18 protein-coding genes are annotated in these 20,957 nt (G+C 59.7%); 9 read left to right on the forward strand and 9 right to left on the reverse strand.

Translation table 11 applies throughout. From position 1 onward, the window contains the following. Positions 1-208 precede the first annotated feature (208 nt). Positions 209-2,275, reverse strand: coding sequence for an AsmA family protein (locus AAEO81_RS27665; protein WP_341960272.1), 2,067 nt, complete (start codon positions 2,273-2,275; stop codon positions 209-211). 318 nt (positions 2,276-2,593) lie between these two features. Between AAEO81_RS27665 and AAEO81_RS27670 the strand changes: the two genes are divergently transcribed. The 7 genes from AAEO81_RS27670 (at position 2,594) to AAEO81_RS27700 (ending at position 7,749) form a co-directional block, all read left to right on the forward strand. Further along, a complete protein-coding gene (locus AAEO81_RS27670; protein WP_166595980.1) occupies positions 2,594-2,863 on the forward strand; it encodes a hypothetical protein in 270 nt (89 codons plus the stop codon). Positions 2,864-3,003: 140 nt separating this feature from the next. Beyond that, positions 3,004-3,636, forward strand: a complete 633-nt coding sequence (locus AAEO81_RS27675; RefSeq protein WP_166595981.1) for a TetR family transcriptional regulator — start codon at positions 3,004-3,006, stop codon at positions 3,634-3,636. 296 nt (positions 3,637-3,932) lie between these two features. Further along, a complete protein-coding gene (ureE, locus tag AAEO81_RS27680) occupies positions 3,933-4,433 on the forward strand; it encodes an urease accessory protein UreE (RefSeq protein WP_341960275.1) in 501 nt (166 codons plus the stop codon). A 10-nt stretch (positions 4,434-4,443) separates the two neighbouring features. Continuing rightward, positions 4,444-5,118: an urease accessory protein UreF gene (locus tag AAEO81_RS27685; protein WP_341960276.1), complete on the forward strand. Its 675-nt coding sequence runs from the start codon at positions 4,444-4,446 to the stop codon at positions 5,116-5,118. A gap of 55 nt (positions 5,119-5,173) precedes the next feature. Then, a complete protein-coding gene (ureG, locus tag AAEO81_RS27690; protein ID WP_062378949.1) occupies positions 5,174-5,788 on the forward strand; it encodes an urease accessory protein UreG in 615 nt (204 codons plus the stop codon). A gap of 25 nt (positions 5,789-5,813) precedes the next feature. Then, the gene (locus AAEO81_RS27695) at positions 5,814-6,401 is read left to right on the forward strand and encodes a HupE/UreJ family protein (RefSeq protein ID WP_341960279.1); all 588 of its coding nucleotides are present in this window, start codon (positions 5,814-5,816) and stop codon (positions 6,399-6,401) included. Between the two features lie 211 nt (positions 6,402-6,612). Further along, complete coding sequence (locus AAEO81_RS27700; RefSeq protein WP_341960280.1) at positions 6,613-7,749, forward strand: AGE family epimerase/isomerase; 1,137 nt, start codon at positions 6,613-6,615, stop codon at positions 7,747-7,749. Positions 7,750-7,907: 158 nt separating this feature from the next. Here AAEO81_RS27700 and AAEO81_RS27705 read toward each other — a convergent pair whose 3' ends face one another. Beyond that, positions 7,908-8,681: an SDR family oxidoreductase gene (locus AAEO81_RS27705; protein WP_341960282.1), complete on the reverse strand. Its 774-nt coding sequence runs from the start codon at positions 8,679-8,681 to the stop codon at positions 7,908-7,910. A gap of 925 nt (positions 8,682-9,606) precedes the next feature. Here AAEO81_RS27705 and AAEO81_RS27710 point away from each other — a divergent pair. Then, a protein-coding gene (locus tag AAEO81_RS27710; protein ID WP_341960283.1) for an IS3 family transposase occupies positions 9,607-10,955 on the forward strand; the annotation gives its coding sequence in 2 pieces (ribosomal slippage) (positions 9,607-10,071 and positions 10,074-10,955; 1,347 coding nt in all). Positions 10,956-11,218: 263 nt separating this feature from the next. On the opposite strand, the gene AAEO81_RS27715 is transcribed toward AAEO81_RS27710, so the two are convergent. From AAEO81_RS27715 to AAEO81_RS27745, 7 genes are all read right to left on the reverse strand, one after another. Then, on the reverse strand, positions 11,219-11,935 hold the full coding sequence (locus AAEO81_RS27715) for an ABC transporter ATP-binding protein (RefSeq protein ID WP_166595987.1): 717 nt from the start codon (positions 11,933-11,935) through the stop codon (positions 11,219-11,221). Beyond that, entirely contained in the window at positions 11,932-12,807 is an 876-nt protein-coding gene (locus AAEO81_RS27720; protein WP_166595988.1) for an ATP-binding cassette domain-containing protein, read from the reverse strand. Before AAEO81_RS27720 ends, AAEO81_RS27715 begins: the two co-directional genes overlap by 4 nt. Continuing rightward, the gene (livM, locus tag AAEO81_RS27725) at positions 12,807-14,102 is read right to left on the reverse strand and encodes a high-affinity branched-chain amino acid ABC transporter permease LivM (RefSeq protein WP_166595989.1); all 1,296 of its coding nucleotides are present in this window, start codon (positions 14,100-14,102) and stop codon (positions 12,807-12,809) included. Before livM ends, AAEO81_RS27720 begins: the two co-directional genes overlap by 1 nt. 2 nt (positions 14,103-14,104) lie before the next feature. Continuing rightward, positions 14,105-15,019, reverse strand: coding sequence for a branched-chain amino acid ABC transporter permease LivH (locus tag AAEO81_RS27730; RefSeq protein ID WP_341960286.1), 915 nt, complete (start codon positions 15,017-15,019; stop codon positions 14,105-14,107). Positions 15,020-15,202: 183 nt separating this feature from the next. After that, positions 15,203-16,336 (reverse strand): branched-chain amino acid ABC transporter substrate-binding protein, encoded by a 1,134-nt coding sequence (locus AAEO81_RS27735; protein WP_341960287.1) that lies wholly within the window; start codon positions 16,334-16,336, stop codon positions 15,203-15,205. 357 nt (positions 16,337-16,693) lie between these two features. Then, positions 16,694-17,977 carry an FAD-binding oxidoreductase gene (locus tag AAEO81_RS27740; protein WP_341960289.1) on the reverse strand — a complete coding sequence of 428 codons (1,284 nt, stop codon included), beginning with the start codon at positions 17,975-17,977 and terminating at the stop codon, positions 16,694-16,696. A 161-nt stretch (positions 17,978-18,138) separates the two neighbouring features. Next, complete coding sequence (locus AAEO81_RS27745; protein WP_341960291.1) at positions 18,139-19,629, reverse strand: aldehyde dehydrogenase family protein; 1,491 nt, start codon at positions 19,627-19,629, stop codon at positions 18,139-18,141. Positions 19,630-19,792: 163 nt separating this feature from the next. On the opposite strand from AAEO81_RS27745, the gene AAEO81_RS27750 reads away from it, so the two are divergent. After that, on the forward strand, positions 19,793-20,698 hold the full coding sequence (locus AAEO81_RS27750; protein ID WP_341960292.1) for a LysR family transcriptional regulator: 906 nt from the start codon (positions 19,793-19,795) through the stop codon (positions 20,696-20,698). Positions 20,699-20,957: the final 259 nt, after the last annotated feature.

Below are 20,957 nucleotides of genomic sequence, written 5' to 3' on the forward strand. Positions count from 1 at the left end.
TCGTGACCTCCGGCGTCTCCCGCGGGGGCTTGCACAAACCCTGTAGGAGCCGGCTTGCTGGCGAACCCATTGTGCCAGTCACCGCATTCATCGCTGATCCGAGCGTTCGCCAGCAAGCCGGCTCCTACAGGGTGTACGCAGGCCACACCACTCTCCACTGACATGACGCCACCGACGGCAAGCCGCGCAGCTGCAGGTGATCTCCGCTTCACTTAACGGTTTTAGGCGCCTTGCCCGCGCGCATCTGCTCCAACAGCGGCGCGCACTGATTGGGCTCGCCACCACTCGGCGCGACCAATGCCAGCAACCCCGCCGCAGGTCCGACCGCCGCACCCAGCAACACCATCCCAGCACCCCGCAGTAGCAGGGGACCAGATTGCACACCGGCACTTGGCTTGATGAACGGACCGCGCACGTACAGCGGCGACCGCAGGGAGAAGACACGGAAACCCTTGGATTCCGGCGTGACCTTCAAGTCCAACTGCTCGGCCTTCATGTTCGCCGTGCCGTCGATGTAGATGATCGCGTTCTCAGTGTCGAACACCGACAGCTTGCTGGTCGCCAGCCCGTCTTTGAACCCGAAGTCGGAGGCCGCGCAGTTGATCTTCACGTTCTTGTCGCCGAACAGCGTACCCACGACGTAGTTACCGACGTTCAGACCGGCAATCTCCATCAGGTCACGGCTGATCGCACCGTCGTTCACCAGCAGCTTCATCTCGCCATTGGCCGTGCCCAGCAATGCCGCCACGGAGTTACCTTTGCCAGCAATGTCAGCGTCGCCGTTCAGCTCACCAAAGCTGGTTTTCATCGGTTCAAAGGTCGGGAACAGTTGCTTGAGCTTGAAGCCGCGCGCGGTCAACTTCGCGCGTCCTTCCAACGGTTGGGAGTGGCCATTGAGCTTGATGTCTGCGTCCAGTTTGCCGCCCGCGACGCCAAAGCGCAGGGGTTGGAGGCTCAATTGGCCGTCGTTCAGCACCACATGCGTATAGAGGTCAGTGAACGGCAGCTCGGCGCTCTGGACGATTTTCTTGCCGGTGAACTCGACGTCCGCGTCCATCGCGCTCCAGCGGTCGGTTTTGAATTCCTCCACCGGCAGCACTTTGTCGGTAGGCTGTTTGCTCTCGCCGCCTCGGGATTTCTGTTCGGCGTTTGAATCGGCGCCAATCAGCGGCTTGAGGTCAGCCATCAGCAATTGATTGGAGACCAGCGCACCGCTCAACTTTGGACGCGGCTCGCTGGCGACAAAACCCAGATCGCCGTGGATGTCGCTGTTGCCGATCTTGCCGTTGAAGCCTTTGTACTGGAACGACGCTCCGGCCGGATCATGGAGTTTGGCGATCAGTCGGCCATCGGTGGAGTACGGCGGGGAGTCCGGCAGCGTCACGCCGGTCAGTGGGTACAAGTTGCCCAGGCTGTCGCCGGACAGTTTCAGACTCAGGTCCAGCTCACCCAGGTTCTGCGGGTCGGTGACCGTGCCTGCAACCGCCACCCGCGTGTTGCCCGCACTGACATCCGCCTGAACCGGAAACGGCAGCGCCGCATCTTTCAACGCCAGCAAGCCACCGACTTTACCGGTGCCGTTAAGGGCCTGACCGTGGTATTGGCCTTTCGCCTTGAAGCCGAACGCGTAGTCCTGAGCCGACGCGCCTTTGTCTTTCACTTTCTTCGCTTCGCCGCTGCCGACGATGTCACTGAACGGAATCGGCTTACCAAGCGGGTCGATGACCACTTCCACGGCGGTGTTGATTTTCTGGTCGTTGTAACTCACGAAGCCTTTGTCGAAGCCGATCGAGCCGATGTCCACCACCCAGTTCGACGGTTTGGCGTTGGGGTCGCTCTTGGGCAGGTCGAACACCCAGTTGGCGCGACCATCGGCCAGACGTTCAATCTTGGCATTGGGTTCGGTCAGGTCAATGCGCGGAATAACGACGCGCTGCGCTAATAATGGTAGCGGCGACAAACGCATTTCCACACGTTTGAGGGTCACCATTTGAGGGACTTTCGACCATTCGGGGTTACCCAGCGCGATGTCTTCAGCCGACATGTGCGGCCAAGGCACCCACGCGCGCCAGCCGCCTTCGTCAGGCTCGCGGCGCCATTGAACGGCCAGATTGCCGTTGATGGCGAACGGTCGGTGCAGCTCGGCCGACACTTTTTCGTTGATGGTCGGCTTGAGCCGGTTCCAGTCGAAAGTTGCGATCACGATGATCAATACAGCCAGCAACAGCAGCAGAATGCCGACTGTCCAGGCGAAAATCTTGCGGCCTCGCGTCATTGCGTTTTCTCCCCAATCTACAGACGGCCCTTCCTGGGCGCGTCTTGCACGTCATACCCCCTCTGACTGACAAAAGCGCCGTGGGTTTGATGAAATCGGGAAATCAGGTTCGGAAAAGTTCCGCACCGGCCTGTCGCAGACATTCCCTGACGTGCTGAGCAAGCCGACCAATCGAGCTACAAGCCCCGTAAATAAAGGCCCGCGCCGCCGAATCAATTCTGTCGATGGTCACCATCAGCCCTTTGAACTTCTTTATCCCCGCTCCGCCAGTAAAATTGCCCTCACGTTCACAACACGCCCTTTCCAAGAGCAACCACCATGAAACGCCAATTGATCGCACTGACCCTTTCCCTTCTCGCCTCCAGCGCGTTCGCGATGCCTGCCAGCGAACAACCGATGCTCGGCGAAGTGAAACTGTCCCAGGAAGCCGGTCTGCCCACCTTGGCGCAGGAAGGGACTGATCGCGTGATCCATCAGTACCAGCGCGTTGCTATCGAAGAAAATTGCGACAACCTTGCGCACCGCTACCAGCGTGTCGCCGACAACGGCCCTGACCGTCTGGTCCAGCAGTATCAGCGCGTTTCCTGATCCCAATGTTCAAATGCCAAAGCCCGGCCCTGATGCCGGGCTTTTCGTGTCGACTGCCCATTGCGGAAAACCGGGTTCGACGCCGCGCAAACGCATTTGCTAGAGTGCTGCCCACTTCTCCTTCAGATATTGCCTACTCCATGCTGCCCCGCGCCGAACAGAAACAGCAGACCCGTCACGCCCTGCTCGATGCAGCCCGGGGGTTGATGGAGAGCGGTCGCGGCTTTGGTAGTCTGAGCCTGCGGGAAGTGGCGAAAACGGCGGGAATCGTGCCCACTGGCTTTTATCGCCATTTCGACGACATGGACCATCTGGGCCTGGCGTTGGTGAGCGAGGTCGGCCAGACCTTTCGCGAAACCATTCGCCGGGTGCGACACAACAGCGACATCAACACCGGGATCATCGATGCTTCGGTGCGGATTTTTCTTGAAGTGGTCGCGGCCAATCGCTCGCAGTTTCTGTTTCTGGCCCGTGAGCAGTACGGCGGCTCGCTGAAGGTGCGTCAGGCGCTGGGCGCCTTGCGTGAGGCGATCATCGCCGACCTCGCGACCGACCTGGCGTCGATGCCCAAATTTCATCACCTGAATCCCGATGACCTCGCGGTGATGGCCGATCTGGTCGTCAAAAGCGTGTTCGCCATGCTCCCCGAACTGATCGACCCGCCACCCGTGACCTTGGCGGAGCACATGACGCCTCGGGCCAAGATCACGCAGCAACTGCGTTTCATCTTCATCGGCGCCAAGCGCTGGCAGGGCCTGGGCAGTACGGAGTAGCTGCCTGCACTTTTGGCTATCCGATTTCCTGTAGGAGTGAGCTTGCTCGCGATCAAGGTGTGCCAGTCAATATCGACGGCACTGACACTGCGCTATCGCGAGCAAGCTCACTCCTACAATTCTTCCAACGATCGACCCAAACCAGTGCATCGTCTTCAATCACGCACCAACATAACCCGCACTAGCGCCCCACCTTCTATCACCTCCTCAGGCCCCGCCGCCCATTCCTGACTGACCTGTCAGTTGGCAAGCCCCTTGCTCTGCCTATTCCATCGCACATTGCTGGAAGTTTTCCGATGCTGGTGATTCATCAACGAATCGAACCCCAGACTGACTGGGCCGCTGAGCTGCATTTGAATTTCGAAGCGCGGAGTAAAAGCCGTCTGCGCTGTTTCAGTGCCGAGGGCGAAGACGTGGGGCTGTTCCTCGAACGGGGGCAATCGCCGCTGCGCGACGGGGATTTTCTCAAGGCGGAAGACGGACGCATCGTGCGCGTCTGCGCTCGGCCGGAGCAACTGATGCACGTCACCTGCAGCAGCGCTTACGAGCTGACCCGCGCCGCCTATCACCTCGGTAACCGACACGTCGCACTGCAAGTCGGCGATGGCTGGCTGCGTTTGCTCGACGACTACGTGCTCAAGGCCATGCTCGATCAGTTGGGCGCGACCACCGAGTCCATTGAAGCGCCCTTCCAGCCGGAACACGGCGCGTATGGCGGTGGGCATCACCATTCGCGTGCGGGGGAAGAAGACTTCAACTACGCGCCGCGCATTCATCAGTTCGGCGTCCGCAAATGAGCCTGCGGCCATGAATAAAGCGTGGGCGCTGTTGCGTCTGGCGAGCCCGCAGCTGCCAATTGGCGGCTACAGCTATTCCCAAGGGCTCGAAATGGCTGTGGAGCGATCCATCGTCAGCGACCCGCCCAGCGCCGCGCGCTGGATCGGCGATCAACTGTTGCTGAACCTGTGCCGCTTCGAAGCCCCGCTTTTATTGGCCCATTGCACGGCGGCGGCCGACGAGGACTGGGCCACGTTGCTGCAACTGAGCGAAGAGCATCGTGCCAGCCGGGAAACCCGTGAGCTGCATCTGGAAAGTCGGCAGATGGGTTACTCGTTGCAGCAGTTGCTCATCGGTCTGCCTGAGCTCGATCAGCCTGCCCGGGATTTCCTGCGCCAGACCGATGAGCCGCATCTGGCCCTGGGCTGGGCGCTCGCCGCACGCGCCTGGCACATCGACCCGCAGGACGCCCTCGCCGCCTGGCTGTGGAGCTGGCTGGAGAACCAACTGGCCGTGCTGATGAAAACCCTGCCGCTGGGGCAACAGGCCGCGCAACGCCTGACCAGCGAATTGACGCCCCTGCTGCAAACCGCGCAGCTACGTGCCACTGAACTTGATCCTGAACACATGGGCAGCGCGCCGTTTGGCCTGGCGTTGGCAAGCATGGCCCATGAGCGCCAGTACAGCCGACTGTTTCGATCGTGACCCTTTATTGGCCCCCCTACGAACTGCACAAAAAAAGATCAACGGAGAACACCTTATGAACAGCCAACCTTTGCGCGTCGGTATCGGCGGCCCGGTCGGGTCCGGCAAGACTGCGCTGACCCTCGCCCTCTGCCTGGCGTTGCGCGAGCGCTACAACCTCGCCGTGGTCACCAACGACATCTACACCCGCGAAGACGCCGACTTTCTGGTGCGCAACGAGGCCTTGGCGCCTGAGCGCATCATTGGCGTGGAAACCGGCGGCTGCCCACACACTGCGATCCGCGAAGACGCGTCGATCAATCTGGAAGCCGTGGATCAGTTGAACCGTCGTTTCGAAGGCCTGGACCTGATCATCGTCGAATCGGGCGGCGACAACCTGTCCGCGACGTTCAGCCCTGAATTGTCGGACCTGACCATCTACGTGATCGACGTGTCGGCAGGCGACAAGCTGCCGCGCAAAGGCGGGCCGGGCATCTGCAAATCCGACCTGCTGGTGATCAACAAAATTGATCTCGCGCCGCTGGTGGGCGCGTCGCTGGAGATGATGGACCGCGACACCAAAAAAATGCGCGGCGACAAACCGTTCGTGTTCAGCAACCAGAAAACCGGCCATGGCCTGGAGGACATCATCGCCTTCATCGAGCGCCAAGGCCTGCTGACCGCTGCCTGATTTCATTCACTAAGGACGATAATTGATGAATCGCAAAACCTTATCGCGCACCAAAATCCTCGGCGCCTTGGCGCTGCTGCTGGTTCCGGCCTTGGCGTTCGCTCACCCCGGCCACGATGAAAGCGGTCTGGTGGCGGGCATCAGCCACCCACTGAGCGGCATCGATCACCTGTTGGCGATGGTGGCCGTCGGGTTGTGGGCCGCTCAACAGAAAGGCGCCGCTCGCTGGGCGCTGCCGATGACGTTTGTCGGCACCATGCTGATCGGTGGATTGATGGGCTTTGAAGGCCTGGCATTGCCTGGGCTGGAAAGCGGGATTGCGGCGTCGGTGTTTGCACTGGGTCTGGCCGTGGCACTGGCGGTGCGTCCGCCGCTGTTCGTGGCTGTGTCGGCGACCGCGCTGTTCGCGATGTTCCATGGCGTGGCCCATGGCCTTGAGCTGCCGGAGATGTCCAGCCCTTGGGGTTACGCATTGGGCTTCGTCGGCGCCACCGCTGCGCTGCACACCGCCGGTTACGCCGTGGTGCGCTTCCTGCCAGCGGCGGCTGCGCCGATTGTGCGGGTTGCCGGAGCATTGTCGGCTGCGACGGGGGTGTGGTTGTTCGCGGGCTAAAGGCCTCCACCTATCCTGTGGGAGCCGGCTTGCTGGCGAATGCGGTGGGTCAATAATACTTGGATGACCTGACACTCCGCTTTCGCCAGCAAGCCGGCTCCCACAAAAGCATCTGCCCCCAGCCAGTTACATTTGATCCACCCGTTCACCCCGCCATCCCCGCCTCCTGCTACCATGTCGCGCAATTTGACCTCTGCCGCGACGCCATCCGATGCCTGACGTTTCTCTGACCGCCTCCAAGCCTGAACTGTCCGCTGTGTTCGCCACCGTGCAGCAGCATTTCATGGCAGTGATCGTCCCGCTTTGGCAGGGGCCGGGCTGGAATGCCGAGATGGCGCTGCCGTATGAGGCGCTGGACGCTCAACACCAACCGTTGCCCCCTCAGCGTTACCGGGCCATGGCCTGTGCGCGGCAGCTGTTTCTGTTTTCCAGTTTCATGGGCAACCCGCAAGTGCCCAATGCCGAAACTCGTGCGGCGGCGCTGTTCCGCTCGCTGCAACGGCATTTCCATGATGCCGAACACGGCGGCTGGTTTTACAGCATCGACCCACAGGGCGCGCCGCTGGACCGTCGCAAAGACCTCTACACCCACGCGTTCATCGTCTTCGCCTGCGCGCATTACTGGGCGAAGGTGCGCGAGCCGTTGGTGGAATCGGTACTCAATGCCGCGCTGCACGTCGTCGCCGAGCGTTTTGCCGATGGCGATGGCTTGTACGAGTCCGTGCTGAACGAAGACTGGTCCTCGCTGGACGCCGGGCCTCTGCAGAACCCGTTGATGCATCTGGCTGAAGCGTTTCTGGCGACGCTGGAAGTGCGCGAAGACGCCGACACGCTCGCTGCCCTCGACGCTTTGGCAGAAGCCATGCAGCGTCGCTTTGTCGATGTTGAGCACGGCGTGATGCTGGAGAAACCCCTCGGCGCTGTGGATAACTGGTCCGAGCCGGGGCATCAGTTCGAATGGTTCTACCTGCTGGAGTCGTCGGCACACCTGCGCGGCACCCCGCTGCATCGCTCGCTGACCACTGCGTTTGGCCACGCTGAGGCGCAAGGGGTCGATCCGATCACAGGGGCTGTGGTCGCGACGCTGGATGTGGAAGGCGTGGTAAAGGATGGCACTCAGCGCATCTGGGCGCAGGCCGAGTACCTGCGAGCGTTGACGCTGCGCCCTGATAGCCACGCGTTGCTGGCGCGTCAGTTGAACGCCTTGCAGCAGCGGTTTTTGCATGCAGGCGGCTGGAGCGAGTGCCTGGATAGCCAGGGACAGATTAGCCGCAGCGACATGCCGTCGACCACGCCCTATCACTTGGCGACGTGCTATATCGGGCTGGCGGAATACTTCAGCGCCTGATCAATTGCCTCCCGAATTAATTCGCTCCCACAGAATTGAGAACGCCTCAACACTGTGGGAGCCGGCTTGCTGGCGAATGGGGAGTGTCAGGCAATTCATCCCTAACTGACCCACCGCTTTCGCCAGCGAGCCGGCTCCCACAGGTCATCAATCCAGTCTTACTTCGCATCGCCACGGGTACGATCAATCGCAAACCCGGCCCAGGTCTGGCTCACAGGCATCAGTTCCAGGTTGTTGACGTTGACGTGCGCCGGGGTGTTCATGATCCAGAAAATCGTCTCGGCGATGTCTTGCGGCTGGATCGGCTCGGCGCCCGCGTAAGTGGCGTCGTACTTGGCCTGATCGCCACCGAAACGCACCAGGGAGAACTCGCTTTCACACAGGCCGGGCTCAAGGTTGGTCACCCGCACGCCGGTGCCGATCAGATCGTTGCGAAGGTTCAGCGAGAACTGTCCGACGAAGGCCTTGGTACCGCCATACACGTTACCGCCCGGATACGGATAATTGCCCGCGACCGAACCCAGGTTGACGATGCTCGCGCCACGGCCGTAGGCGATCAGGCGCGACAGTAGCGTGCGAGTGGTGTAGACCAGCCCTTTGACGTTGGTGTCGATCATGGTGTCCCAGTCGTCCAGGTCGCACTTCGGCGCAGGATCGATGCCCAGCGCCAGACCGGCGTTGTTGATCAGGCCACGAATTTTCGCGAACTCGGCAGGCAGACCCTCTACGGCCTTTTCCACAGCCGCACGGTCGCGGACGTCCAGCGTCAAGGTGTGCACCTTGGTCTGCTTCGACAGTTCGGCGCTCAACGCCTGCAAACGCTCTTCACGGCGGCCGGTCAACACCAGCGACCAGCCTGCTTCTGCAAAGCGGCGTGCGCAGGCTTCGCCAAACCCGGATGTAGCACCGGTAATGAACACGGTAGAAGTCATGTCGTTCTCCTGACGGGGGTTTCGGCTTGGGAATAAGCTCGGGTGAACGCAGCGCAGCGGCTACGTGTAGGAAAGTTCTGGAGAATGCCCGCGCAGGCGGCTCGGGATCAAGTCTGCGCGTAACAAACCTCACACTGCATTGTGGATACGTTCCTACTGTATAAAAAACAACCAAACATGCCAAAGCCTTATGCCATCAGGGCTGGGCGCAGTTTTGCCCACCTTATCCACAGCCAGACACACAAAATCGGTGTGCAACTCGCAGGCCTACACGTCACGGCATGCGGGGGCTGTGGGCAATTTAAAAGGGATTTTCCCTTGACCTGCTAATACGTATCTGCCGCCCGTCGAGCGCCCAGGTTGTGCGAACGGACAGGATCGGTCGTCCAACGTCAGGGATTGCGCTATCTGCGGCGGTCTTTCCAAGGGTTGCACACAGAGTTATCCACAGGCTAGCCGGAGCAAAAGGCTGGATAAAAAACCAGCCCCTAAACCGTTGACAAACTCCGCAGAAATAACGGCCAAACCTACTGATCAATAAATGAACAACCCTCTGTAAGCCTTATAAACAAAGGCCTGTAGCCAACTGCCACCAACTTATTCACAGTCACCTCCACAGTAAAACTGAACAAGTCAAAAACGTGACAAAACAACCATTTGCAGCGGCTAAGTGTCGCGCTTTAGCAACTCTTCAAAATTGTTTTCCACAATTGGGGTCGTTCGGAAAAAAATTGATTCGAGCCATTCACACTGCCCCGCCAATGCCACTGAGCATGTAGAAGCCGGCTTGCTGGCGAAGGCGGTGTGTCAGGCGATTCATCTGTTACTAACCCACCGCCTTCGCTGCCGTCGTAACCTCCGGCGTCTCCCACAGGAATGAACTGCCCCCAAGAAGTTGGACACCCATCCAACCCCTGGGGGATCTATGGTCAAGTACACCGAGCAGTTCAAGCTCACGGCGGTCACCGCCTACCTAAACGGCACCGACGGCTTCCGAACAGTGGCCAGACATTTTGGCATCGACTTCAGTCTCCTTCGACGCTGGGTCGCCAGTTATCGGACTGGCAACAGCATCAAGCCAATGTCGTATGCGCGGCGGTACAGCGAGGATTTCAAGCGCCAAGTCTTGACCTACATGCATGAGCATCGACTTTCGCTACGCCAGACCGCTGCGCATTTTGACCTTGGGCGGTCCTCCCTGATAGGCATCTGGCAACGCCAGTATTACAGTGACAGTCCTGTCACCCCTACTGCCATCCAGCCAGCCGACACGCCCATGAAAATCAAACCCGCCAAACCCACCGACACCAACGATGCACAAAAGCCACGAGAGCAGTTGATGGCTGAACTTGAGTACATGCGCATGGAGAACGCTGTCCTAAAGGAGCTCAAGGCCCTGCGCGAGGAAAAGGAGCGAACACGGGGGAAAAAGTCCTGATCGTCCGCAAACTCAAGCACCGATTCCCATTGCCCGACCTCCTTGAGCTGGTCGGGCTGGCACGCAGCACCTTCTATTACCAGGTCAAGGCTGAGCAGAAACCGGACCGGCATGCGGCGCTCAAGGAACGGGTGCAGCAGGAATATCACAAGCAGAGAGGGCTGTATGGCTATCGGCGTATTGCGCTTGCGCTCAGAAAGGAAGGAACGCTGGTCAACAAGAAGGTCATCGAACGGCTGATGGCCGAACAGGGTTTGCAATCGGTCGTACGGCCCAAGAAATACCGTTCCTACCGGGGGACTGTTGGCAAAATCGCCGCGAACCTGCTGGAGCGTAATTTTCATGCACCCCGGCCAAAACAGAAGTGGGTAACCGACGTCACCGAGTTCAAAGTGGGTCAGCAGAAGCTCTACTTGTCTCCTGTGATGGATTTGTACAACGGCGAAATCATCGCGTACGAAACAGCCAGTCGGCCTTACTACGAATTGGTGGGGAACATGCTCGACAAGGCGTTGGCTTGCTTGGGAGACGCGCCCAAACTGGTCGTTCATTCGGACCAGGGATGGCACTACCAACAGCCACGCTATCGCCACGCACTCAGCGAAAAAGGTGTGAAACAGAGCATGTCCCGCAAAGGCAATTGCCTGGATAATGCGGCGATGGAGAGTTTTTTCGGCACGCTGAAGTCAGAGTTTTTCTACCTGAAGCGTTTCGAGAGTGTGGAAGAATTGAAGGTCGGCCTGGATGAGTACATTCATTACTACAACCATGACCGCATCAAGCTGAGGCTCAATGGCATGAGTCCTGTTGAATACAGGACTCAGGCTGCGGCGTAAACTGTCCAACTTTTGGGGGGCAGTTCAGGAATCCGGGTATGCCGACAGTCGGTGACCGACGCCATTCCCTGTAGGAGCCGGCTTGCTGGCGAAGGCGGTGTGCCAAGCGATTCATCTGTTACTGACCCACCGCTTTCGCTGCCGTCGTAACCTCCGGCGTCTCCCACAGGGTGATGTGTTGAGTCAGGAATTGGCGCGTTGAAACAAAAGCGCCCCGAGTGTTTCCACTCAGGGCGTCTGTCATTGCGGGTCAGCTAGCGGACTCAATGCCCGCCGAGATAGGCGTTCCGCACTTCTTCGTTGGTCAGAAGCTCCTGGCCGGTGCCTGTGAGACGAATCTCGCCATTGACCATCACGTAGGCGCGGTCTGACAGCTTCAGGGCGTGGTTGGCGTTCTGTTCGACGAGGAAGATCGTCATGCCGGTTTTCGCCAGTTCACGCAGGGTGGAGAAGATCTGCTTCACGATGATCGGCGCCAGGCCAAGGCTTGGTTCGTCCAGCAGCAGCAGCTTCGGGCGGCTCATCAGGGCGCGGGCGATGGCGAGCATTTGCTGTTCGCCACCGGACATGGTCATGGCGCGTTGGTTACGACGCTCCTTGAGGCGCGGGAAGAGCTCGAACATGCGCTGCATGTCTTCGCTGGCGTACTTATCCCCAATCGGAATCGTGCCCATCATCAGGTTTTCTTCCACCGACATGTCGGGGAACACACGGCGGCCTTCCGGCGACTGCGCAATGCCATTGGACGCGATGTAGTGCGACGACTTCTGCGTGATGTCGGTGCCCTGATAGATGATCTGGCCGCTGGCCGCGCGAGGCTGGCCGAAGATCGACATCAGCAGCGTGGATTTGCCCGCGCCGTTGGAGCCGATCAGGCTGACCGTTTCGCCTTCGTTGATGTGCATCGAGACTTTCTTCAGGGCCTGAATCGGCCCGTAATACACGTCGATCTCTTTCAGTTCGAGGATCGGCTTACTCATACCAACTCCTCTTCATCAGCACCCAGGTACGCCGCGATCACCTTCGGATCGTTGCGAATCTGCTCCGGCTTGCCCTTGGCAATCACGTTGCCGTGGTCGAGCACGACGATATCGTCGGAAATGCCCATGACCATGCCCATGTCGTGCTCGATCAGCACGATGGTCATGTCGTGGTCGTCGCGCAGGTGACGAATCATGCCGCTCAGCGCTTCGGTTTCCTGTGGGTTGAGCCCTGCGGCCGGTTCGTCCAGGCAGATGACCTGCGGACGGGTGCACATGGCGCGGGCGATTTCCAGACGACGCTGCTGGCCGTAGGAAAGCTCACCGGCGAGGCGGTTGGCGCAGTCCACCAAATCCACCACTTCCAGCCAGTAGAAGGCGGTGTTCAGCGCGTCTTCCTCGGCCTTGCGGTAGCCCTTGGTGTTGAGGATGCCCGCGATCATGTTGCGGTTGACCCACATATGCTGGGCGACTAGCAGGTTCTCGACAACGGACATTTCCTTGAACAGGCGAATGTTCTGGAACGTACGCGCCAGGCCCGCACGGTTTACCAGATGCGTGCCGCCGAACATTTTGTAGAACAGACGGCTGCCGAAACGCTTGGGCGAGGCGAAGTCGCTGACGCGGAATTGCTCGCCGAGCAGCTGGATCACGTTGGTTTTCTTGCCGCGCGCGTTCAGCTCGATCTTGCCGCCGGTGGCTTTATAGAACCCGGTCAGGCAGTTGAACACGGTGGTCTTGCCCGCGCCGTTAGGGCCGATCAGGGCGAAGATCGAGTTGCGGCGCACTTCCAGGCTCACGTCGCTGAGGGCCTTGATACCGCCGAAGTGCATCATCAGGTTCTCGACGGACAGAACGATTTCGTCGCTCATCACGCGCCCTCCACTTTTGCCAGCACGCCTTTGCGTGGTTGTACGCCGCTGCGGCTGATGCGAATCAGGCCACGTGGGCGCCAGATCATCATCAGCACCATCAGGATGCCGAACAGCAGCACGCGGTATTCCGCGAAGCTGCGCAGCATTTCAGGGGCAACGGTCAGCACGAATGCCGCAATCACCACGCCCACGGTCGAACCCATGCCGCCGAGGACAACAATGGCCAGGATCAGCGCGGATTCGAAGAAGGTGAACGAGGTCGGGTTGACGAAGCCTTGGTAGCTGGCGAAGAACACCCCCGCCAAACCTGCCGTCGAGGCACCGATGGTGAACGCCGAGAGCTTGACCAGCACGTGGTTCAGGCCCATGGAACGGCAGGCGATTTCGTCTTCACGCAACGCTTCCCAAGCCCGGCCGACCGGCATGCGGGTCAGACGGTGCTTGATGTACAGCACTGCCAGCACGACGAGGAACAGCACGGCATAGATGAAGATGAATTTCAGGTCAGGGTTGTATTCGAAGCCGAAATATTCGTGGATCGGAATCCCGCCATCTCTGGCACGACGCCCGAACTCCAGGCCGAAGAACGTTGGCGAAGGCACCGGCACGCCGTTCGGGCCGCCGGTGAACGACAGCCAGTTGTTGAGCACCAGACGAATGATTTCACCGAAACCCAGGGTCACGATAGCCAGGTAGTCGCCGTGCATGCGCAGGACCGGGAAGCCCAGGATGCAACCGGCAAACGCCGCAGCGATGGCCGCCAGGGGCAACGCCGACCAGAAACCCAGGCCCAGATACTGATAACCCAGCGCCAGACCGTAAGCACCGATGGCGTAGAACGCCACGTAACCCAGGTCGAGGAGACCGGCCAGGCCGACCACGATGTTCAGGCCCAGGCCCAGCAACACGTAGATCAGCCCAAGAATGACCACGGTCAGGACGTATTTGTCAGCGAACACCGGGAAGATCACCGCGATCAGGATCATCAGCGGAATGATGAAACGCAGGCGAGTCTTGTAACCCGGTGGCAGCACGTGGACGCCAGAGCCGGTGCTCTCGAAACTCTGGGCGATGGCCACGCCTTTCGGGGTTTGCAGGAACAGGCTCATCAGGAAGCGACCGACCACCACCACACCGACCAGCGCCGCGACGCGACCCGGTTGCATGTTGAAGCCATAGCCGTCCAGCACGATGCCGACGATGGGGCCGAACACGATCAGCGCCAGCAAGCCGGCAACCACCGCGTCGATCAGACTTTGTTTGATATCGATGGGTTTGACAGGAGCAGACATGGTTACACCTTCGCCACGAGTGGGCGACCCAGCAGGCCTTGAGGACGGAAGATCAGAATCACTACCAGCAGGCCGAAACTGAACACGTCTTTATAGTCGGAGTTGATCAGACCGGAGAATTGCGACTCGGCAACCCCCAGGATCAATCCACCGAGCATCGCGCCCGGCAATGAACCGATACCGCCGAGTACCGCTGCGGTGAAAGCCTTGATACCGATGACGAACCCGGCGAAGAAGTCGAACGTGCCGTAGTTCATGGTGATCAGAACGCCTGCGAGTGCGGCCATGGCTGCACCGATGACGAACACGTAGGAAATGATCCGGTCGGTGTTGATCCCCAGAATCGAGGCCATCTTGCGATCCTGCTGCGTGGCGCGGCACATGCGGCCCAGCTTGGTGTACTTGATGATGTAGGTCAGTACGCCCATGCCGACGAACGCGGCGATCAGGATAAATATCTTGGTGTAAGTGATCTGCACGAAACCATGGCCGACTTCAAACCGCATGGCACCTTCGAGCAGGGTCGGAACACCTTGCTGACGTGGGCCCTGTGCGATTTGCGCGTAGTTTTGCAGGATCAGGGAGATACCGATGGCACTGATCAGCGGTGCCAGACGTGTCGAATTACGTAGTGGCTTGTAGGCCACGCGCTCGATGACGAAGCCATACACACCGGTCACCACGATGGTGAAGATCAGCGTGCCGAGAATCAGGAAAGGGAACGAGTCGATACCGAAGAACGACAGCACGGCGAGGCCGATGGCTGCGAGGTAGGCGGAGATCATGTACACGTCGCCGTGGGCGAAGTTGATCATGCCGATGATGCCGTAAACCATCGTGTAACCGATGGCGATCAGGCCGTAGACCGAACCCAGGGTCAGGCCGTTGACCATTTGTTGCAGGAAAATACCATCCATCACGCACGCTCACGAACTTGAAGGCCAACCTGGCGCGGACCGGAAACTCCCTCGTGAGGAATGACGGGACGCGCACGATGGCAACAGAAGAATCCGACGCCGCGCAAGGCGGCATCGATTACCGGGTCAGGCCGTTTCGAGGTTCCAAGCCCGCAAAACGGCTGACTCGACTAGGCGCTCAACTTACTTCTGCTTTTCGAGCTGGTGATATTTGCCATCCTTGTCCCACTGGTAAACCACGTAGTCGGAGACTTTCAGGTCGCCTTTGGTGTCCCAGTTCTTCTCACCCATGACGGTTTTCACGGGGTGCGCTTTCAGCCACTTGGCCGCTTCCTCGCCTTTGGTGGACTTGGCGCCAGTGAATGCAGCGGCCAGGGCCTGAACCGAAGCGTAGGAGTACAGGGTGTAGCCTTCAGGCTCGTAACCGCCTTTGCGGAATTGATCCACGACAGCCTTGCTGTCTGGCAGCAGGCGTGGGTCGGCGCCGAAGGTCATGTACACGCCATCGACGTACTGAGCGCCGCCAGCGGTGGTGACCAGTTCGTCGGTTACAACGCCGTCGTCGGACATGAACTTGACGTCTTTCAGGCCTTGCTCACGCATTTGGCGAACCAGAGGACCGGCTTCCGGGTGCAGACCACCGAAGTAAACCACGTCGGCACCGGCGCCACGGATCTTGGTCACCAAGGCGCTGAAGTCTTTCTCGCCACGGGTCAGACCTTCTTCCAGCACAGGCTTCACGCCGCGAGCGGTCAGTTGCTTCGCGGTGGCGTCAGCCAGGCCTTTACCGTAGGTGTCTTTGTCGTTGATGACCGCGACTTTCTTGCCTTTCAGCACGTCGACGATGTAATCGCCAGCGACGATACCTTGCTGGTCGTCACGGCCGCACATACGGAACATCGCGCCCAGGCCACGTTCGGTCACGTTCGGGTTGGTCGACGCAGGTGTGATCGTGATGATGCCGGCTTCGTCATAGACTTCCGACGCAGGGATGGTCGAAGACGAGCAGAAGTGGCCAACGACACCGACCATTTTGTCAGACGCAGCCTTGTTGGCGACGGCCACGGCCTGTTTCGGCTCGCACGCATCGTCGTATTGAGTCAGCGCGATTTTTTCCCCGTTCACGCCGCCCGCAGCGTTGATAGCGTCAGCCGCAGCCTGAGCGCCTTTCCAGAATTGCAGACCGAACGAAGCGTTGGCGCCGGTCATTGGACCAGAAACGCCGATCTTGACGTCAGCCTGTGCAAAAGTAGCCACACCCATTGCAGTAGCGACTGCGAGTGCCAGAAAGCCTTTCCTGTAAAACGTCTGCGACATGAGTTGGTGCTCCTAGGTTTTTTAATTAGCACTGCGACCACAGAGATGCTCTGAGCAAGTGGCGTGCCATCGGTTTTTTATTCTGAAAAAAGTCGTCGTTTTGTTGTTATTCGACTGTTTTGAGCCCTTTTTTACTGGGCGTGCAACCGTCTAAACCGCGCAAGGTGCAACCCTGCGACTTTTATAGAGCAACCCTCCCGAATAACGCGCGCAACCGCACTGCCCTGACCTGTACAACCCTGTTGTTACAGCTTGCGTCACCGAACTGCACACCGGCGGTGCGGGGCCGCTACGGGACGCACCATTTGAGGGTAGTGGATATACGCGAAAGTGTTGATTTGTGACAAACATTTCGCCTCAGATCACAACCCTGAGACATTGCCCCGCATGGTATAGCGAAAAGCCAGCTTCGTATAAAGAGCTGCGTAAAGCAATGGCCGAGAGCGGCTGCATGGGAGCAAACGGGATCGGCAGCACATTCGGGTTGCCGCCGCACAGGTAATCAGCGAAGGCTTTACCGACCACCGTACCTGTCGTGTTGCCACGGCCGTTGTATCCGGTCATCGCGACCAGTCCTGGTGCAGGCTCGTACATGCGCAGCAAATGATCGGGCGTGAAATCGATGCAGCCCGTCCAGGTGCATTCCCACTCGACCTTTTTCAGGTACGGGAAATAGTGCTGCTGAATGCGGTCTGCCCAGGCCTTGAGGAACCACGTCGGCTTCTGATTGCCGTTACCCAGGCTGCCCAGCAACAGGCGCCCATCCGCGTCGCGACGGATGCTGCTCAGCACCTGGCGGGTGTCCCAGGAGCCCTGTCCACCGGGAAGAATCTGCTGGGCAGCCTCTTCCGTCAGCGGCGCGGAGGCCACTTGATAGTAATAGCCAGGGAAAAAGCTGCGGCGGACTTCAGTCCAGTCGCCTTCGGTGTAGGCGTTGGACGCGATGACGACTTGATCGGCGATGACCGAGCCGTTGTCGGTGATCACGCACCAACGTTGGCCCTGACGCTCCAGCCGCTTGACCGGCGAGTGATCGTAACGCTGGCCTCCCAGCGAGGTAACCGCTGCAGCCAGACCGCTGGTGTAGGCCATCGGGTTGATGGTGCCTGCGCGGTGGTCGAGCAGCGCGGCGGTGATTTCCCGAGTGCCGGTGGCTTCCTGGCAGGCTTTGCCGGTCAGCAGTTCGATGGGCGCGCCACGGCGTTTCCATTGTTCTTCGCGGCTGCGCAGATCCAGCTCGCCCTTGGCGTTGTGCGCCATGTGCAGCGTGCCTTTGCGCGTGGCCTGGCAATCGATGTTGTATTTTTCAATGAGGCTGAACACCAGCGACGGCGCGTTGCCGAGCATGGTGTTGAGCTGGCTGCCGATTTTCTCGCCGAAACCGGCTTCAATCTCGTCGGGCGGAATCCACAGCCCAGCGTTGACCAATCCCACGTTACGCCCCGAGCCACCTTGGCCGGTGCGATGGGCTTCGACGATGGCGACGTTCTTGCCCTGTTCAAGCAAATGCAGCGCTGCCGACAACCCCGTGATGCCTGCGCCGATCACGCACACATCGACGGTCACTTCCCCCTTCAACGCCGGCGCCTCAGGCCTCTGCGGCGTCAGCGTTTCCCACAGACATTCTTCGCGTAGCGGCATCGCAAAACCTCGAAAAGGACAAACGATGATTCAATTCAATATTGCTTATTCTTACGCTATCGCGAGCAAGCTCACTCATACAGAATCAACGCTACCCTGTAGGAGTGAGCTTGCTCGCGATCAGGTTGACGCGGTGCAGTTGCTACACCGCGTCACAGGCATCAATCAAACGTAATCCCCTGCGCCAACGGCAGCTCGCGGGAGTAGTTGACGGTCGCGGTCTGGCGACGCATGTAGCCCTTCCACGAATCCGAGCCGGACTCACGGCCACCGCCGGTTTCCTTCTCACCACCGAACGCGCCACCGATCTCTGCACCACTCGGGCCAATGTTGACGTTGGCGATGCCGCAGTCGCTGCCCAGCGCCGAGATGAACTGTTCGGCCTCACGCACGTCGGTGGTGAAGATGCACGAAGACAGGCCTTGTGGCACGTCGTTGTTCAGGCGCACAGCGTCAGCGAATTCCTCGTAACCGACTACGTAAAGGATCGGCGCGAAGGTCTCGCTGCGAACCACGTCGCTTTGCTCAGGCATTTCGACGATGGCAGGTGACACGTAGAACGCGTTCGGGAATTTGTCGGCCAATTGACGCTTGCCGCCGAACACGGTGCCGCCTTCGCTCAAAGCCTGCTCCAGCGCTTCCTGCATGTTTTCGAAGCTTTGCTTGTCGATCAACGGACCGACCAGATTGCCTTCCAGCGGGTGGCCGATACGCACTTTGGCGTAAGCGGCTTTCAGGCGCTCCACGAATTCGGCCTTGACCGAGTTATGCGCGATCAGACGACGCAGGGTGGTGCAACGCTGACCGGCGGTGCCGACGGCGCTGAACAGCACGGCACGAACGGCCAGGTCCAGATCGGCGCTTGGGGTCAGGATCATGGCGTTGTTGCCGCCCAGTTCCAGAATGCTGCGAGCGAAACGCGCGGCGATTTTCGGCGCCACTTCACGGCCCATGCGGGTGCTGCCGGTGGCGCTGATCAGGGCGACACGCTCGTCATCCACCAACGCTTCGCCAGCGTCGCGGCCACCGATCACACATTGCGCGAGGAATTGCGGGGCGTCCGAGAACTCAGCAGCGACGCGGTCGAACAGGGCCTGGCACGCCAAGGCGGTCAGCGGCGTCTTTTCCGACGGTTTCCAGATCACCGAGTTGCCGCACACCAGCGCCAGCGCGGTGTTCCACGACCAGACCGCCACCGGGAAGTTGAACGCGCTGATCACACCGACGACGCCCAGCGGGTGCCAGGTTTCACGCATGTGGTGGCCCGGACGCTCGGAGGCGATGGTCAGGCCGTACATTTGGCGGGACAGACCGACCGCGAAATCGCAGATGTCGATCATCTCCTGGACTTCACCCAGACCTTCCTGAGTGATCTTGCCCGCTTCCCTCGACACCAGCTCGCCGAGGTCAGCCTTGTGTTTGCGCAGCGCTTCACCGAACAGGCGCACCAATTCGCCACGGCGTGGCGCCGGGACTTTGCGCCAGGCGTCGAACGCGTGCTCGGCACGGGTGATGCGCTGCTCGACTTCGGCCGCTCCTTCCCAACTGACCGAAGCCACCTGACTGCCATCGATCGGCGTGTGAACAGGCTTGTCGCCCTTCTGGTAAAGAGCAGGGTCGACACCGAGACGGGTTAGCAGATCGTTGAGCATGATTTCTCCTGGATTCGGATGAGCCGTAAAACGCGATTGCGGAATACTGGGATTGAGGTGTTTCGTCAGCCTCTAGTAATAGCTGGCGTGACGTCATGCAACAAACGACGATTAAGCGAGATATCATTCCGTTTTTTCATGCTGACGCCGAGCAGGCCTGAATATGCTGAACAGACGCCATCTGCCGTCCATCACCGCGCTGCAATGTTTCGAAGCGGTGACCCGGCACCTGAGTTTCACCCGTGCCGCCGAAGAGCTGAATCTGACCCAAAGTGCGGTCAGCAAACAGGTCGCGCAACTTGAAGAGCTCGTCCAGCACCTGCTGTTCAGACGCGTGCGCCGTCGTCTACAGCTCACGCCAGCCGGGGCTTTATATTTGGCAGAGGTGCGAAAAATCCTCACGCAGATGGAGATGTCCACGCACTTCCTGCGTTCCTACGGCGGCGAAACCGAAGTCCTGCGGGTTTCGACGCCCTCGACCTTCGGCGCCCGGTGGCTGGTCCCACGTCTGAAAGGCTGGCGTCTGCGGTATCCGCACATTCATCTGGACCTGGTAAACGAACAGGAAAGCGATGACCTCGCCCAGAGCCGCTGTGACCTGTCGTTCTATTTCGGCCAGGGCGCCCGACCCGGCGCGGAAAGTGTGAAGCTGTTTGGCGAAGAACTGGTGCCGGTCTGTTCACCGGACAGCCTTCCCGACAAACCCTTTACTGACCCGACCCAGCTTGCCGATCTGGTCTTGCTGCAAAACGCCCATCGCCCGCAGGGCTGGCATGAGTGGTTCGAAAGTCAGGGTTATCAGACCGAACACAGCTATCACGGCCCGCGTTTCGAAACGTTCTACATGTGCATCCGCGCGGCGCAGGTCGGCTGTGGCGTCGCGTTGCTGCCGCGCTTTCTGGTTGAAGAAGAGTTGGCCGACGGCAAGTTGGTCATTCCGTGGCCTCATGCCCTCCCCAGCCACGACGCCTATTACCTCGCCTACCCGGAACACGCGGCAGAAGTGCCGAAAATCCGGGGATTTGTGGAATGGATGTTGGAGCAGCTGGATCAACCGACACCGCAATAAGTGATCAGAATCACTTCCCCCTGTGGGAGCGAATTCATTCGCGATGCGTTGGTATGGGCAATAGAGCTGCGTCGAATGTACCGGCTTTTCGCGAATGAATTCGCTCCCACAGGGCTCAGGCCTCGTGCCCGGCGCCTTGGTGACGACATCCGCCGCTGAAACATTTCTGCCCCAAGCCGGCGACGACTGGCATTATGTCCGTCATCGTCAATAACACGCCGGACGTAGCGGCCTGAAGCCATCAGCCCCGCTGCCACAA

This window comes from Pseudomonas sp. RC10, from assembly GCF_038397775.1.
Taxonomy (GTDB): Bacteria; Pseudomonadota; Gammaproteobacteria; order Pseudomonadales; family Pseudomonadaceae; genus Aquipseudomonas; species Aquipseudomonas bambusae.